The organism is Massilia sp. CFBP9012 (assembly GCF_034045115.1).
In the GTDB taxonomy this organism is placed as follows: Bacteria; Pseudomonadota; Gammaproteobacteria; order Burkholderiales; family Burkholderiaceae_D; genus Telluria.
This window is the reverse complement of the sequence record NZ_JAXCWM010000018.1, coordinates 70,234-83,834: the sequence shown is the minus strand read 5'-3', so window position 1 is coordinate 83,834 and position 13,601 is coordinate 70,234. Positions and strand designations below refer to the sequence as shown.

11 protein-coding genes and 1 tRNA gene are annotated in these 13,601 nt (G+C 66.7%); 8 read left to right on the top strand and 4 right to left on the bottom strand.

Going from position 1 to position 13,601, the window contains the following annotated elements:
* Nucleotides 1–18 precede the first annotated feature (18 nt).
* Both SOM61_RS24125 and SOM61_RS24120 read left to right on the top strand, forming a co-directional pair.
* Nucleotides 19–1,020: a class 1 fructose-bisphosphatase gene (locus SOM61_RS24125; RefSeq protein ID WP_320476434.1), complete on the top strand. Its 1,002-nt coding sequence runs from the start codon at nt 19–21 to the stop codon at nt 1,018–1,020.
* Nucleotides 1,021–1,159: 139 nt separating this feature from the next.
* Nucleotides 1,160–1,235, top strand: a tRNA-Thr gene (locus SOM61_RS24120).
* A 76-nt stretch (nt 1,236–1,311) separates the two neighbouring features.
* On the opposite strand, the gene SOM61_RS24115 is transcribed toward SOM61_RS24120, so the two are convergent.
* The gene (locus tag SOM61_RS24115; RefSeq protein ID WP_320476433.1) at nt 1,312–2,286 is read right to left on the bottom strand and encodes a LysR substrate-binding domain-containing protein; all 975 of its coding nucleotides are present in this window, start codon (nt 2,284–2,286) and stop codon (nt 1,312–1,314) included.
* 159 nt (nt 2,287–2,445) lie between these two features.
* Between SOM61_RS24115 and SOM61_RS24110 the strand changes: the two genes are divergently transcribed.
* Nucleotides 2,446–3,702, top strand: coding sequence for an aminotransferase class V-fold PLP-dependent enzyme (locus SOM61_RS24110; RefSeq protein WP_320476432.1), 1,257 nt, complete (start codon nt 2,446–2,448; stop codon nt 3,700–3,702).
* Between the two features lies 1 nt (nt 3,703).
* On the opposite strand, the gene SOM61_RS24105 is transcribed toward SOM61_RS24110, so the two are convergent.
* From SOM61_RS24105 to SOM61_RS24095, 3 genes are all read right to left on the bottom strand, one after another.
* Nucleotides 3,704–4,891 carry a DUF2325 domain-containing protein gene (locus SOM61_RS24105; protein WP_320476431.1) on the bottom strand — a complete coding sequence of 396 codons (1,188 nt, stop codon included), beginning with the start codon at nt 4,889–4,891 and terminating at the stop codon, nt 3,704–3,706.
* 578 nt (nt 4,892–5,469) lie between these two features.
* Nucleotides 5,470–6,840 carry an ATP-binding protein gene (locus tag SOM61_RS24100; RefSeq protein ID WP_320476430.1) on the bottom strand — a complete coding sequence of 457 codons (1,371 nt, stop codon included), beginning with the start codon at nt 6,838–6,840 and terminating at the stop codon, nt 5,470–5,472.
* Nucleotides 6,840–7,571: a response regulator gene (locus tag SOM61_RS24095; RefSeq protein WP_320476429.1), complete on the bottom strand. Its 732-nt coding sequence runs from the start codon at nt 7,569–7,571 to the stop codon at nt 6,840–6,842. Before SOM61_RS24095 ends, SOM61_RS24100 begins: the two co-directional genes overlap by 1 nt.
* A gap of 323 nt (nt 7,572–7,894) precedes the next feature.
* Between SOM61_RS24095 and SOM61_RS24090 the strand changes: the two genes are divergently transcribed.
* The 5 genes from SOM61_RS24090 (at nt 7,895) to SOM61_RS24070 (ending at nt 13,593) form a co-directional block, all read left to right on the top strand.
* Nucleotides 7,895–8,845 (top strand): siderophore ABC transporter substrate-binding protein, encoded by a 951-nt coding sequence (locus tag SOM61_RS24090; protein ID WP_320476428.1) that lies wholly within the window; start codon nt 7,895–7,897, stop codon nt 8,843–8,845.
* A gap of 5 nt (nt 8,846–8,850) precedes the next feature.
* Entirely contained in the window at nt 8,851–9,846 is a 996-nt protein-coding gene (locus SOM61_RS24085) for an ABC transporter permease (RefSeq protein WP_320476427.1), read from the top strand.
* Complete coding sequence (locus tag SOM61_RS24080; RefSeq protein WP_320476426.1) at nt 9,836–10,795, top strand: iron chelate uptake ABC transporter family permease subunit; 960 nt, start codon at nt 9,836–9,838, stop codon at nt 10,793–10,795. The genes SOM61_RS24085 and SOM61_RS24080 overlap by 11 nt, the downstream gene beginning before the upstream one ends.
* A complete protein-coding gene (locus SOM61_RS24075; protein WP_320476425.1) occupies nt 10,796–11,551 on the top strand; it encodes an iron ABC transporter ATP-binding protein in 756 nt (251 codons plus the stop codon).
* 110 nt (nt 11,552–11,661) lie between these two features.
* Nucleotides 11,662–13,593, top strand: a complete 1,932-nt coding sequence (locus SOM61_RS24070) for a metallophosphoesterase family protein (RefSeq protein ID WP_320476458.1) — start codon at nt 11,662–11,664, stop codon at nt 13,591–13,593.
* Nucleotides 13,594–13,601: the final 8 nt, after the last annotated feature.

Here is a 13,601-nt window from a genome sequence, read left to right as displayed (position 1 = left end):
ACCAAACCTGAGGAAGTCATGAAACGCGTAAGTCTGACGCAATACCTGGTCGAAGAGCAGCGCCTGCACCAGAACATCAACGCCGAGCTGCGCCTGCTGATCGAGGTCGTGGCCCGCGCCTGCAAGCGCATCAGCTATTCGGTGAGCAAGGGCGCGCTGGGCGAAGTGCTGGGCAGCGCCGAGACCGAGAACATCCAGGGCGAAGTCCAGAAGAAGCTGGACGTGATCTCCAACGAAATCCTGCTGGAAGCGAACGAGTGGGGCGGCCACCTGGCGGCGATGGCGTCCGAAGAGATGGAAACCATCCGCCAGATCCCGAGCCGTTATCCGATGGGCGAGTTCCTGCTGCTGTTCGATCCGCTGGACGGCTCGTCGAACATCGACGTCAACGTTTCGATCGGCACCATCTTCTCGGTGCTGAAGGCGCCGGAAGGCATGAACCAGCCGACCGAGCAGGACTTCCTGCAGCCCGGCACCGCCCAGGTGGCGGCCGGCTATGCGGTCTACGGCCCGCAGACCATGCTGGTGCTCACCACCGGCAACGGCGTGCACTGCTTCACGCTGGACCGCGAGATGGGTTCGTGGGTGCTGACCCAGAGCGATATGCAGATCCCGGTCTCGACGAAAGAATTCGCCATCAATATGTCCAATAAACGCCACTGGCATCCGCCGGTGCAGCGCTACGTGGACGAGCTGCTGGCGGGCGAAACCGGCCCGCGCGGCAAGGATTTCAATATGCGCTGGATCGCCTCGATGGTGGCCGACGTGCACCGCATCCTGACCCGCGGCGGCGTCTTCATGTATCCGGCCGACCTGCGCGACCCGCAATCGCCGGGCAAGCTGCGCCTGATGTACGAAGCCAACCCGATGGCGATGATCGTCGAGCAGGCCGGCGGCGCCGCCACCGACGGCCGTGGCCGCATCCTGGACATCCCGCCGACCAAGCTGCACCAGCGCGTGCCGGTGTTCCTGGGCTCGAAGGAAGAAGTCGAGGTCGTCACGGGCTATCACGGGGCCTGAATTTCTACTTTTCGGCCGATAATGCGGCACGCTAGCGATACACACTAGCAAGTTTGCCGCATTGTTTGCTAGAATATGGTTCTTTCGTCACGGCGGCTACGTCGTCGTGCGCCGAAAGGCAAGGCGAAGCACAGGTTTCGCCGCTGTAGCTCAGTCGGTAGAGCAGCGCATTCGTAATGCGAAGGTCACCAGTTCGATTCCGGTCAGCGGCACCAAGATTTGCAGGATAAAGGGTTACAGGCTCAGGCTTGTAGCCCTTTTTCTTTTGGGTTTCGTGTTATCGACTTCGTGTTATCGCCCGGCCGCTGGCGTCTCCAGCGGCTGGAACTGGTGCAGCGCCACCTTGCCCGCGGCCGGCGGCATCGTCGCGCGCAGCCGGTCCATGTCCGCCTGCAGCCGTGCGCGCATGGCGCCCAGCATCTGGCGCACAAAGGGCGACAGCGGCCGGCCGGCGGGCCACATCGTCAGCGCCGTGAACTCGAGCCGCTCCGAGAACGGACGGAACACCAGCCCCGCGTCGAGGTAGTCGACCGCCGTGACCGGATTGACCAGGGCGACGCCGATGCGGTTGCGCACCAGTTCGCACAGGCTGAAGGTGTACGAGGTTTCGACCGTCGTCTGCAGCTGCACGCCGTGGGCGTGCAGAATCGCATCCAGGCGCAGGCTCACCGCATCGTCCGGTTGCAGTGCCACGAAGGGATGGCGCGCCAGCTGTTTCGGCGTGATCACGCTGTTGCGGGACAGCGCGTGGCCGGCGGGCAGGGCGACCACGCCGAAGTAGTGCGCGAACAGCGCGTGCTCGACGCCGGCGGTCGAGATGTCCTGGGCCGCGATGCCCAGCTCCACCTCGTCGCGCAGCACCTGGCTGCGCACGTCCTGCGATCCCATCACCTGCAGCGACACCATGCTGCACGTGCCGGCGGCTGCCAGGTCGGCCAGCACGCGCGGCACGAAACCGGTGCCCAGGCCGGGAAAGGCGGCGATGCGCACGCGGCCGGCGCCGAACTGTTTCAGGCTGCGGATGCGCTGCTCGATCACGTCCATGCCGACGAAGTGGCGCTGGACCTCGGCCAGCAGGGCCTGCGCCTGCTGGGTGGGCTGCAGCTTGCCGCCGGGACGCTGGAACAACTCCAGGCCAGCGCGTTCCTCGAGCCGGCGCAGCGCCATGCTGACGGCCGGCTGCGACAACCCCAGCACCTTGGCGGCGCGGGTAGCGGAGCCCGAGGTCATCACGGTGCGGAAGATCTCGATGTCGCGGCTGAGCATGGCGATTGTCCGGTGGTGAAGGTGGTTCCGATTCTAACCCGGCCGCACCCCTGTCGAGCGGGGGTATCAATGGCGCTTATGGGGTGATCACTCGCCGGGCAGGCGCATCGCGCCGGCCTGCCTATACTTTGCTGCACATCCATTCTCGCGGGAGCTTCCATGAAACCGATCGTCAATCGCCGCCGCAAGCTGCTGCGCACCGCCGCAGGCTTGAGCCTCGGGAGCGCGGCGCTGCCCTGGCCGGCCGCCGCCGCCGCGGCCGACGATGCCGGCCTGGGCGCCAGCTACGACGTGGCCGGCGACATCGTCAACCTGGAAAACGCCTATTACGGCATCATGGCGCGCCCGGTGCTGGAAGACTACAAGCGCAATCTCGACTACCTGAACCGCCACAACACGCACTACCTGCGTACGCGCTTCGACCGCGCAGACATGACGGCGATCCGCGCGCAGCTGGCGGCGTATGCTGGCGCCGCGCCAGGCGAGATCGCGATCACGCGCAGCGCGGTGGAGTCGCTGCAGAACCTGATCCTGAACTACCGGCTCCTGAAGGCCGGCGAAGCGGTCATGATCTGCAACCTGGACTACGGCACGGTGATGGACGCCATGCGCGAGCTGGCCAAACGCCGCGGCGCCGGGCTGGTCTCGGTGACGATCCCCGAGCCGGCCACGCGCCAGAACGTGATCGACGCCTACGCCGAGGCGCTGCGGCGCCATCCGCGCACGCGGCTGCTGCTGCTCACCCACATCAACCATCGCACCGGCCTGGTGCTGCCGGTGGCCGAGATCGCGCGCATGGCCCGTGAACGCGGCGTCGACGTGGTGGTGGACATCGCGCAATCGTTCGGCCAGCTCGATTTCCGCATCCCCGACCTGGGCGCCGACTTCGTCGGGGCCAACCTGCACAAGTGGATCGGGGCGCCGCTCGGGCTGGGCTTCCTCTACGTGCGCGAGGGCCGCCTGCAGGACATCGACATCGATTGCGGCAACACCGAGCATCCGCCGACCGACATCCGCGCGCGCGTGAACGCCGGCACCCTGAACGTGGCGGCGGTGATGACGATTCCGAGCGCGCTGGCCTTCCATGCGCGCATCCCGCTGGCGGCGCGCGCGGCGCACCTGCGTTCTCTGCGCGACTACTGGGTGACACGGGTGCGCGCGCTGCCGGGCGTGCAGGTGCTCACGCCCGACGACGCGGGGATGACCGGCGCGGTGACTTCGTTCCGCCTGAAAGGAAAGACGTCGTTCGAGGACAACGTGGCGCTGGCGCGCACGCTAGCCGAGCGTCATGGCATCTTCACCGTGGCGCGCGAAGGCCCCGTCGGCGGCAGCTGCATCCGCGTCACGCCTTCGTACTTCACGACCACGGCGCAGCTGGACCGGCTGGTGGCGGCGATCCGCGCGCTGGCCGCCTGACTCAACCTGGTTGGGTTTCCTCGGTGGCGGCTTCCTGCAGTCCGCGCACCAGGCTCGAGACGCTCGGGTTGTCGACGAAGACGCAGCGCTTGCCGTGGCGCTTGCAATGGTCCTTCACGCGCCAATAGGCGCTGTGGCTGATGCAGCCGGTCTGGCAGATCACGAGGTCGGCCGCGGCCAGGCTGGCGTCGAGCTGGCTGCTGCTGTCTTCGAGGCCGCCGTCGTGGTGGGCGAACTGGGCGCCGACGCGCTCGATCATATTGCGGTAGATCGGCACGCTGCTGCTGCGGCCTCCGACGCACAGCACGCTGCGGTTTTCCAGGCGCACCGGCATCGCGACGGGCGCCACCTGGATCGGGGCGGGCGCTGCCACTTCGGCTTCCGGCGCCGGCGCGGATACACGCGCCGCCTTCAGCTCGGCCAGTTGCGCGCGCAGCGCCTGCTCACGCGCCTCCATCTGCTCCACCCGCTCGGCCAGGCGCTCGCGCGTGTCGAGGTCGGGAATGCTGGCCTGCAGCCGCGCCAGTTGGGCGCGCAGGGCCTGCACGTCGCCATCGCGCGCGATGGTCGCCGCCCGCGCCGCCCGCAGCTGGTTCTCGAGGCGTTCGCTCTCTTGCGCCTTTTCCAGCCCCAGCGCATTGCAGCGCTCCTGCAGGCGCGCCACTTCGCGTTCGAGGCGCGCGTTGTCGGCGACGACCGCATTGAACTTGTTGATATCGGCGCGCGCGCAGGCCCCGGCCTGGTGCTGCACCATATGGATATCGCGGCACATCTTTTCTTCGAGCGCGGTGGTACAGCGCGGATGCGACAGCCCGGCCCAGAACGCCCCGGCGACATCGCCGGCGGCCACCGCCGCTTCCCACATGGCCTCGACCTGCTCGGTGGTCTTGGCGGCGCGGAAGCGCTGCACATGCTGCGCATAGCGGCGCTCGAGTTCCTTCTGCACCGCATCGGCGACCGGCGTGCGCAGCGCGCACTCGCTGACGGTGCCGACGTGGATGTCGTAATCGTCGTGCAACACCTTCCCGCCCGTCACCTTCTCCACCAGCTTGCGCAAGCCGCCCAGCGGCAACCCGACCCCGACCAGCGGGCAATGGCAGGCATGGGACAGCTCCCACACGCGCCGCCGGCGCGATCCCTGCAGGCCGTCAGCAGGGCAGGGTACGTTCGCAGCGTGTTTGTCGCACATATCGTTCCTCTCGACGCAAGGTAGTGGTATCAGATGATAATGATTCTCATTCATCATTCTATCTCACCCACCACGCCGCGCAAGCGAAATCTTCACCCGTGCGCCCGCCACCCCGCCCCCAACATGAGGGTCAGAGTAGATTTATTGAGCAATTCTCCAGAATTGCTTTTAATTCGACTCTGACCCTAATTGCTCAGTTGAGAGGAAATTTCCGGTCAAGCTGACTCTGTCCCCAATTAATCCAATTTGGTGAGAAATTGCTCAATAAATCGACTCTGACCCTAATTATTTAAGGGTTCATAAATTGCACGAGAATATCGAATTAAGTAAGCGCTATTGCGGCTCGATGAATAATTCCCCCCTGTGAAATGGCAAGGTTCTAGAGGCAGCGATTCAACGACCAAGATAATTAGGGTCAGAGTAGAATTGTTTTGAAATTTATTTCAAACAGGGCGCTGTGAAAGCGGCCTGGCTAACATTTGATTGCAAGTTCTTGGCAATTAATTCTACTCTGACCCTCATTATCGGGATTGCGGAGAAATTGCTCAATAATTCTACTCTGACCCTAATTGGGAGGGTTAGGTGGGGAGGGCGATGGTGGCGGTGAGGCCGGGGGTGTTGTTGGTGAGGGTGAGGGTGCCGCCGTGGGCTTCGACGCAGGAGCGGGCGATGGAGAGGCCGAGGCCGACGCCGCTGCCGCCGGCGCTGCCGTGGCCGTTGTCGCCGGCGGTGTCGCGGCAGCGGGCGCTGTCGAGGCGGGCGAAGGGTTCGAAGACGCGCTCCAATTCACTCGCCGGGATGCCGGGGCCGTTGTCGATCACGGCCAGGATTACTTCGCTGTCGCTGTTCTCTCGCGGCGCGCTGGCGCAGAGCGTGACCTCGGTGCCGTGGCGGATCGCGTTTTCGGCGAGGTTGCCCACGGCGCGGCGCAGGGCGACGGGGCGGCAGCGGTAGGGCAGCCGGTCAGGGCCGGCGTAGCGGATGCGTTTGCCGGGACGCGCCAACTCCGCCGCCAGCTCGCGCATCAGCGCCGCCAGGTCGACGTCCTGCGACGGTTCGCCGATGCAGTCATCGGCCGCGAAGCGCAAGGTCTGCTCGACCATCAGGCCCATCGTCTCGAGCGTGCGGATCATCGCTGCGCGCAGCTCGGGATCGTCGATCAGCTCCACCCGCACCCGCAAGGAAGTGATCGGCGTGCGCAGGTCGTGGCTGATCGCGGCCAGCATGCGCGTGCGGTCCTCGATGAAGCGCCGCTGGCGCTCGGCCATCGTGTTGAAGGCGGCGGTCAGCTCGCGCGCCTCGCGCGGGCCGGTCACCGGCAGCGGGCCGTCATGCTCGCCGCGGCTGAAGCGCTCGGCGGCGCGCTCCAGCGCGCGGATCGGACGCAGGATGCGGCCGATGAAGGGCAAGGCCACCAGCAGCACCGGCAGGGTGCTCACCGGGATCGAGAAGTGCAGCGGTCGCCACCAGGGACTGCCGCCGGGCGACTGCTGGTAGCCCACCAGCCAGCGTCCGTACGGCAGCTCGACCGAGGCCAGCATGCCGGCCTGCTTGACGCCATCGTCGCCCGGCGCATGGTCGGTCAGCTGCACCCAGCTGCGCGGCGCCGGCGCCGACGCCGACATAGCAGGCAGGCGTTCGGCCAGGGCCTGCGCCTGCCTGCGTTCGGCCTCGTTCATCGCCGGGCTGGCGGCGTTGGCGCCGCTGGCCAGCCAGTAGCGCGCGGTCGGCGAGCCGATCGCCGCCAGCATCTCTTCGCCCTTGTCCGGCGACAGGCGCAGCGACTGGTAGATGCCGGCCATGCGGTCGAGCATATAGCGCGCGGCCAGCGGATGCATGGCGTCCGGCGTCAGCTGGCGCGCCACGATGGCCGCGGCGTGCGCCAGCAGCACGGCCACCAGCAGCGTCGCGACCAGCTGGCCGCCCATGGTCTTCGGGATCAGGCGCATCAGCTGGCCGCCGGCAGCGCCTTGACGTCGGCCGTGAACACATAGCCGTCGCCCCAGGAAGTCTTGAGCAGGCGAGGCCGGCGCGGATCGAGTTCCAGTTTCTTGCGCAGCCGGCTCACCTGGCTGTCGATGCTGCGGTCGAAGTTCTGCACCTCGCCGTCGCGCGTCAGGTCGAGCAGCTCGTCGCGGCTCAGCACCTTGCCGGCGCGCTCGACCAGCACGCCCAGCAGCCGAAATTCCGACGTGCTCAAGGCCACCGGTTCGCCGCCGGCATCGCGCAGCTCGCGCCTGGCCATGTCCAGCGTCCAGTCACCGAAGGCGTAACGGCGGCCGTGCCAGCCGGCCGTGGCGCGGCCCAGGCGCCGCAGCATGCCCTTGATGCGAGCCACCAGTTCGCGCGGATCGAAGGGCTTGGTGACGTAATCGTCGGCGCCGATCTCGAGCCCGGCCACGCGGTCCTCCTGGCTCGCCATCGCGGTGAGCAGGATCACCGGCGTGCTGCTGGTCTCGGCCAGGTGGCGGCACAGCGACAGGCCGTCTTCGCCGGGCAGCATGATGTCGAGCACCACCAGGTCGATCGGATGCTGGCGCAGCAGCGCGCGCGCGGCCGCGGCGTCGGCGGCGGTCAGCACCTCCAGGTCGTGGCGGCGCAGGAAGGCGGCGAGCGGGTCGCGGATGTCGGCATGGTCGTCGACCACGAGGATACGGGATGGGCTGGAAACAGGATTCATTGCTGGGATACCAAGGTTTGCCACAACTTGACAAACTTTCTGGCGGTTAATTGCATATGATAATCATTATCATTCACCGTGCGCCGGCCTGGCAATAGGTGTTCGCCGCATGAAAGAAATTTGAAGGACACAAGAACGAAGCGCATGCAGCACACGACAAGGACATGGTTCAAGCGGATGGCCATCGCGGCCGCGCTCCACGGCGCCATGGCCGTGAGCGCCCACGCCGCGGCCAAGGCGCCGCCTGTGGCTCGGGGTTGCCACGCGCTTCTGACCCCACGCTTTTGATTATCCAATTTGTTGAACGAGACAGGAATACCGACATGACCATCAAGAACATCTTCCAAGGCCGCCGCGCAGTGCTGGCGGTCGGCGCAGCCCTGGCCTTCGGCACGCTCACCGCGCAAGCCCAGAACACCGTGCAGATCAAGCATGCCAGCGGCACCACCGCAGTCCCGGCCAGCCCGAAGAAGGTCATCGTGCTCGATGCCACCACCCTCGACAACCTGTCGGCGCTGGACGTGAACGTGGCCGGCGTGCCGACCATGAGCACCACCGCGCGTCCGCTGCCGCGTCACCTGGCGCGCTACAACAGCGCGCCCAGGATGGGCACCCTGTTCGAGCCGGACTATGAAAAAATCCACGGCGCCAAGCCCGACCTGATCATCGTCGGCGGCCGTTCGCAGGCCAAGTACGCGCAACTGGCCAAGATCGCCCCGACCATCGATATGACGCCTGACCGCACCAACCTGGTCGCCAGCGCCAAGAACAACGTCAACACCCTGGCCGGCATCTTCGGCAAGCAGGCGCGCGCCAAGGAACTGACCGACAAGCTGGATGGCTCGATCGCCGCCCTGAAGAAGCAGGCCGAGACGGCCGGCACCGGCCTGATCGTTCTGACCACCGGCGGCAAGATGAGCGCCTACGGTCCGGGCTCGCGCTTCGGCGTCCTGCACGACACCTTCGGCATCAAGCCGGCGGTGGCCAAGCTCGACACCTCGAACCACGGCCAGGCGATCTCCTTCGAATTCATCCAGAAGACCAATCCCGACTGGCTGTTCGTGATCGACCGCGACGCCGCCATCGGCCGCGAAGGCACGGCCGCCGCCAAATTCCTGGACAATGAACTGGTGCGCCAGTCGAACGCCTGGAAGAACAAGCGCGTGGTCTACCTCGATGGCCTGAACTGGTACACCCTGGGCGGCGCCGGCATCACCGCGCTGCAGGAAAACGTCGACCAGCTGTCGCGCGCATTGAACACCGCGGGACGCTGATAACGATGGCAGCAAGCGTGCGCGCTGCGCGACACATCTCGCACGCCTGGCTGGCGCTGCCGGTACTATTAACGGCGGCGCTGGTCGCATTGAGCGTAGCCATCGGCGCCGGCGACTTCAGCTTCGCCGGCCTGTTGGCGGGCACGCAGTCGACCGACTGGCAGTTGCTGGTCGTCAGCCGCCTGCCGCGGACCCTGGCCCTGCTGCTGGCCGGGATGTCCCTCGCCGTGGCGGGCCTCATCATGCAGATGCTGGTGCGTAACCGCTTCGTCGAACCCTCCACCGCCGGCACCATCGAGGCGGCCACGCTGGGCGTGCTGGCGCTGGCGCTGCTGGCGCCCGATACCCCGGTGTTCGGCAAGATGCTGGTGGCGGCCGCATTCGCGATGGCCGGCACCTTCCTGTTCCTCGGCCTGTTGCGCCGCATTCCCTTGCGTTCTCCCTACCTGGTGCCGCTGGTGGGCCTGATCCTGGGCGGCGTGATCCAGGCGGTGACGACCTTCTTCGCCTTCCGCCACGACATGCTGCAGACCCTGCACGCCTGGACCGTCGGCGATTTTTCCGGCGTGCTGCGCGGTCGCTACGAGCTGCTGTGGCTCGGCGCACTGCTGGCCTTCGCCGCCTGGGTCGCGGCCGATCGCTTCACGGTGGCCGGCATGGGCCAGCAGTTCACCACCAACCTGGGGCTGAACTACAAGCGCCTGACCTTCTATGGCCTCCTGATCGTGTCGGCGATTTCGGCGGTGGTGGTGGTCACGGCCGGCAGCATTCCTTTCCTGGGCCTGATCGTGCCGAACGTGGTCAGCATCCTGTTTGGCGACAATATGCGCCGCTCGGTGCCCTGGGTCGCGCTGCTCGGCGGCCTGTTCGTGCTGGCCTGCGACATCATCGGCCGCCTGGTCGTGTATCCCTACGAGATCCCGATCGGCACCGTGGTCGGCATCATCGGCGGCGCGCTGTTCCTGTTCCTGTTGCTGCGAGGTCGTTCACGTGACGCTTGAGATATCCCCCAAAGCGCGCCTGGCCCTGCTCGCAACGCTGGCGCTGTCGGTCGTCGCAGCCTTCATGCTGATCGGCGCCGGCGACAACTGGGACTTCGTGCTGCCGTTCCGCGGCGCGAAGCTGGCGGCGATGCTGCTGGTGGCGTATGCGATCGCGGTATCGTCCATGCTGTTCCAGACGATTACCCACAACCGCATCCTGACGCCGTCGATCATGGGCTTCGACGCCCTGTACCTGCTGATCCAGGCCGTGATCGTGTTCAGCCTCGGCATCGATCCGCTGACCGAGACGGGCAACCCGAACCTGCGCTTCGCGGTCGAGGTGATCCTGATGACGGGCTTCGCCTGCCTGCTGTTCCGGGCGCTGTTCAACGGCGCGGCGCACAGCCTGCACCTGATGCTGCTGGCCGGTATCGTGTTCGGGCTCCTGTTCCGCAGCCTGTCGAGCTTCGTGATGCGCCTGATCGATCCCAATGAGTTCATGGTGCTGCAAGACCGCATGTTCGCATCCTTCAATGCGATCCAGACCGGCCTCCTGTGGGTGGCGGCGATCGCCATCGGCCTGGCCTCGCTGGCGGCCTGGCGCCTGCGCCACCAGTACGACGTCTTGGCGCTGGGCCGCGAGATCGCGGTCAACCTCGGGATCGATTACCGGCGCACGGTGATGTTCACGCTGGCCCTGATCGCGGTGATGGTGTCGGTGTCGACCGCCCTGGTCGGCCCGGTCACCTTCTTCGGCCTGTTGGTGAGCAACCTGGCCTATGTGACGGCCGGCTCCGGCAAGCACCGCTACCTGCTGCCGATGGCCGTGCTGTGGGGCGTGGTGTTCCTGGTCGGCGGCCAGGTGCTGCTCGAGCGCGTGCTCGAACTGAACGCCACCGTCAGCGTCGTCATCGAGTTCGTCGGCGGCCTGCTGTTCCTGTTCCTGATCACCCGTAGAAAGTCCTAGATGATCGAGATTTCCCATATCAGCAAGCGGTATGCCGACACCGTGGTCGTCGACGACGTGACGCTCACCCTGCCGGCCGGCGGCGTCACCGCCATCATCGGCCCCAACGGCGCCGGCAAGTCGACCGTGCTGTCGATGATCAGCCGCCTGCTGCCGATGAGCGCGGGCAGGGTGCTGGTGGACGGCATCGATGTGGTCAACGGCGACAGCAAGGAGTTGGCCAGGCGCCTGGCCATCCTGCGCCAGGACAACCACCTGCCGATGCGCCTGACAGTGCGCGACCTGGTCGCCTTCGGCCGTTATCCGCATACGCAGGGCCGGCCGACGATCGACGATGCGGCCCACGTCGAACGCGCGCTCGGCTACCTCGACCTGCAAGACCTGGCCGGGCGCTATCTCGATCAGCTCTCGGGCGGCCAGCGCCAGCGCGCCTTCGTGGCCATGGTGCTGTGCCAGGATACCGATTACGTGCTGCTCGACGAGCCGCTCAACAACCTCGACATGCGCCATGCGGTCGACATGATGGGGCTGCTGCGCCGCACCTCGCGCGAGCTGGGCAAGACCGTGATCCTGGTCCTGCACGACATCAATTTTGCCTCGTGCTACGCCGACCGCATCGTCGCCATGCGCGGCGGGAAAGTGGCCTACCACGGCACGCCGCTCGAGCTGATCCAGCCCGAGGTGCTGCGCGACCTGTACCAGCTCGACATCCGGGTGCATGAGGTCGATGGCCAGCGCATTTGCGTTTACTATTGAACGCGATCGCGCGCGGATGAGCGAACGCCATCTGCTACACTCGGCCGATCGTTTCCCTTGAAGACCGTGCCGCGTTGATCCAGACTGTTCCTTCCGCCGACCTCCCGCCCGTGCTGGCCGGCCCCATCCTGCGCCGTATCGAGCCGGGCCGCCTGTTGCTGTGGCTCGTCGGCAGCGATGCGCTCGACCTGAGCCTGGAGCTGGCGCCGCAGGGCGGCAAGCCGCGCCGCTTGCGGCTCGACGGCGCGGCTTGCCGCGTGATCCGCGTCGGCCGCCATGCATATGTACACCTGATCGACGTCGCCCTGGATGAGCCGCTGCCGCAGGACACCCTGATCGAGTACGACTTGGTCCTGGGCGGCGGCGAAGGCATCGCCCACTGGGCGCCGCACCTGCTGCACGCAGGCGCGAGCCGGCCCAGTTTCGTGCTGCGCGGCCGCATGGACGACATCCTCTACGGCTCCTGCCGCAAGCCGCACCACCGCTCGCGCGACGGCCTGGCCTGCGCTGACGCGTTGCTGGCCGATCGCATCGGGGAGGCCGGCGCGCGGCCCGCCATGCTCATGCTGTGCGGCGACCAGGTGTATGCCGACGACGTGGCCGGCCCGATGCTGGCGGCCATCCATGCGCTGATCGATCGCCTGGGCCTGTACGGCGAATGCCTGGAAGGCGCGGTGGTGGACGACAGCGAAGAGCTGTATGCCCACCCGGCCGGCTATTACCGGCGCGAAGACCTGCTGCCCGCATTCAAGTCGAATGACGACTTGCGCGACCGCTTCTTCGGCGGCTCTGAAAAGCCGATCTTCACCACCGCCAACGCCCACAACCACCTGGTGACCCTGGCCGAAGTGATGGCGATGTATTTATTGGTATGGTCGCCAACGCCGTGGCGCATCGTAGGCGAGCCCGCGATGCCGCCCCTGAAGCCGAAGCACGTCGAACGCTGGCAGCGCGAAGGCGCGGCGCTGCAGGGTTTCTGCGCCGAGCTGCCGCGCGCCGCGCGCCTGCTGGCGCACGTGCAGACGCTGATGATCTTCGACGACCACGACATCACCGACGACTGGAACCTGTCGGCGAAGTGGGAAACGACCGCCTACGAGCATCCGTTCTCGCGCCGCATCATCGGCAATGCGCTGATGGCCTATATGCTTTGCCAGGGCTGGGGCAACCGGCCCGACGTGTTCACGGAGGCGCTCGACGCGATGGTGGACTTGAGCGCCGCGCCCGATGCGCGGGGACGACTCGAGCCAGGCGCGCAGGACGCGCTGATCCAGCGCCTGCTGGCGTTTCGCCAGTGGGACTATATGTTGCGCACCCAGCCCGCCATCATCGTGCTCGATACGCGCACCCGGCGCTGGCGCAACCGGCGCACGCCCGGTCATCCGTCGGGCCTGATGGACTGGGAGTCGCTGACCGAGCTGCAACATGAACTGCTCGACGAGACGGCGGCCGTGATTGTCTCGGCGGCGCCGATGTTCGGCGTCAAGCTGATCGAGGTGGTGCAGCGGATCGCCACCTTCGCCGGCCTGGCCCTGACGGTCGACGCCGAGAACTGGATGGCGCACCGCGGCGCGGCCAGCAGCATGCTCAATATCTTCCGCCATTCGCGCACCCCGGGCAATTACGTGATCCTGTCGGGCGACGTGCACTATTCCTTCGTCTACGACGTCGAGGTGCGCGAATCGGATCGTCCGCAGCACGTGTGGCAGATCACCAGCAGCGGCATCAAGAACGAGTTTCCGCGCCGGCTGCTCGACTGGCTCGACCGCCTGAACCGCTGGCTGTATTCGCCGCGCTCGCCGCTGAACTGGTTCACCAAACGGCGCGACCTGGCCTTGCGTCCGCGCCTGCCCGACCAGCGCACGAGCGGAGAGCGCCTTTGGAACGGCGCCGGCATCGGCCAGGTATGGCTCGACGCCCAGGGCCGCCCGAGCCGCATCGTGCAGCACAACGCCGATGGCCGGCCATCGACCGAGTTCGTGGTGCTGGACGACGCCGAAGCCGCCACGCCGGCGACCGAGGAATCGCAGCGGGCCGCGTAGGCCGCGCC